Genomic DNA, 2,728 nt, shown 5'->3' with positions numbered 1-2,728 from the left:
AGCAAGTGATGACAATGCAACACGTCAGGCACTGAATGGCGGTGCTTTTAGTTCGGCCTATATGCTCGACCCAAGATGGGCTACGCCAGGTCATCCGGGCTTAGAATATGTAGATTGGCAGAAAGCCATTGAGCAAAAGGGAGCTATGCAAAACCAGGCTTTAAGTGCAAGCGGAGGTAATGAATTTGTAAATTATTTTATTTCAGGAAACTATGCTAATCAGGATGGTTTTGTGAAAGGGTTGGGTTATAAAGCCTACTCGGCCAGGGCCAACGTGGAAGCTCGAATCGCCAAAAATCTGAAACTGGGTTTAAACATAGCGCCTACTTATTCTATTTCGCAGGATCCTGGTGTGGAGGGAAAAGATAATATTTTTCACCAGGCGCTGAGCTATAGCCCTATACAGGAAGATACCGTTGGCTTATACCCTAATGCTTTTAAAAACGGGCAATACACCTGGGGTAACTCGGCAAACAGTCCTATAGCCAAATTGGAGAACAAAGTAGGGCAAACCAAAAAATACCGTACACTGGGCAGCATATTTGCCGAATACGAAATCATAAAAGGCTTAACATTAAGGAGCTCATTGAACCTCGATAATGTTGATAATGCATCCAACAGTTACACGCCGTACACCATTGCAGGTACTTTGGCTTCCAGAACGTTTAATGCATCTACAAACGCCAATCTTACCGCTAACACTTCGGGTTCGTACAGTACTTTTAAAAGACAAACATTTGTTAATGAAAATACGCTTACCTATAATACCACCATTCACGCAAACCATAGCCTGAGTATATTATTAGGCCAGTCATACAATACCGACCGCTTAGATCAATCTACGCTATCATCGGTTGGCGGTTACACCAGCAGTGTTATTCAAACCTTAAATGCTGCTGCCAACGTAACCGGCAACACAACCGGAACCAAAAGTGTGTTAGTATCATACTTTAGCCGCGCGCAATATGCATATAAGAACAAATACCTTTTATCCGCAAGCTTACGCGAGGATGGTTCGTCAAGATTTGGCGGCAATACCAAATATGGCGTTTTCCCTTCAGCATCGGTAGGCTGGCGTATCATACAGGAAGATTTCATGAAAAGGCTGCCCGTAATGAGCGATCTGAAACTGCGCTTTAGTTATGGTGTAAATGGAAATAACAGCATTGCCGATTACGGAAGTATTTCACAAATAGGTTCATACGGATATGTTTTAGGCTCGCCGCAGGCATTGGCTATCGGGCAGGCTCCAAGCAATCTACCAAACCCCGATATCAAATGGGAAAAATCACAAACCTATGATGTAGGGCTCGACTTCGGGTTTTTCAGTAACCGTTTAACCGGTTCATTTGATTACTACAACAAATTGAATACCGACTTATTGCTGAATGTGCCGATCCTTCAGTCCACTGGTTTTAGCAGCCAGTTGCGCAATGCCGGTTCGGTACGTAACGTGGGGCAGGAGCTGGAATTAACCAGCCGTAATTTAGTTGGTAAGGTTCAATGGAGTACATCAATTAATATCAGCCACTATAAAAATAAGATCGTAAGCCTTTATGGTAACCAGAAACAAATTATTATTCCAAATTCATTTGATGTTTCTGATGCCATTTTGCGCGTAGGCCAGCCTTTGAACAGTATTTATGTTGTTAAACAAATTGGTTTCCTAACACAGGCAGACATTGATAACCATGTAGCAACCTATGGTACAGGCGAAACAGTTGGTGATCCCAAATATCAGGACCTGAACGGTGATGGAGTAATAACCGAGGCCGATAAACAAATTGTTGGTCATCCAAACCCTACTTATACCTGGGGAATCACCAATACTGTACGCTGGAAAGGTTTCGATCTTACTGTTTTAGTGCAGGGCCAGAATGGCGGATCAGTTTACTCTTTATTGGGCAGGGCCATCACCCGCACAGGCCAGGGCTTTACCGATAATGCACCTGCATTTTATGATAACCGTTGGAGATCACCTGAAAACCAGGGTGCTGGCCGGGTTAGCAAAGCCTACTCTACATTTGGTTTCGTAGCCAATACCGATTGGTTGTATTCTTCAGATTATGTGAGGGTTAGGAATATTACATTGGGTTACGATCTTAAAAATATATTTAAAACCAAAGTTTTAGGTGCTGCACGCCTGTACGTTACGGCCGAAAACTTCTTTGGGCATGATAAATATTATGGAGGTTTGAATCCAGAGGCGCAAAATACAGCCATCAGCTCAGACAGTAACTACCCCGAAGCAGGTGATTACGGAGGCTTGCCATTAGCTAAATCATTGATTTTCGGGCTAAATGTTACTTTTTAATTATTTCAACATTATCAAAATGAAAAAGATATTTTTTCTATCAACCATATCAGCTGTTTTTTTAATGGCCTCCTGTAATAAGGATTTAAACCAGGTGCCTATATCCAGCTCAACAACAGCAACTTTTTACAGGTCGCCAAGTGATTTTTTGCAGGCTACAAATGCTATTTATGCCGATCTGCACAATTACCCGGTACGATTAGCCAATATGTCCGAGATCCGTTCGGATAATATTTATGGTGTTTCGGTTACCGTGCGTGACTGGGACCCGGTGAATGATTTCTCGCCCTCGTTAGCGGCAAATGCATATGTTACCGAAGCCTGGGGCACCGATTTCAATGGCATTTTCAGGGCTAATACCCTGCTTGACCAGGTTACTAAAAATGGCAGTTACATAGGCTCCGCATCATTAGC

1 protein-coding gene and 1 pseudogene are annotated in these 2,728 nt (G+C 42.9%); both read left to right on the top strand.

Translation table 11 applies throughout. The features are described 5' to 3' along the window. Positions 1–2,314 (top strand): SusC/RagA family TonB-linked outer membrane protein (locus tag VF500_RS03435; RefSeq protein ID WP_330858329.1); only part of this gene is annotated, 2,314 nt, incomplete at its 5' end. A 19-nt stretch (positions 2,315–2,333) separates the two neighbouring features. Further along, a pseudogene (locus VF500_RS03430) lies at positions 2,334–2,728 on the top strand (RagB/SusD family nutrient uptake outer membrane protein); the annotation flags it as partial.

Source organism: Mucilaginibacter sp., assembly GCF_036383575.1.
Classification (GTDB): Bacteria; Bacteroidota; Bacteroidia; order Sphingobacteriales; family Sphingobacteriaceae; genus Mucilaginibacter.
The sequence above is the reverse complement of the archived record's forward strand: the minus strand, read 5'-3'. Positions and strand labels throughout refer to the sequence as shown.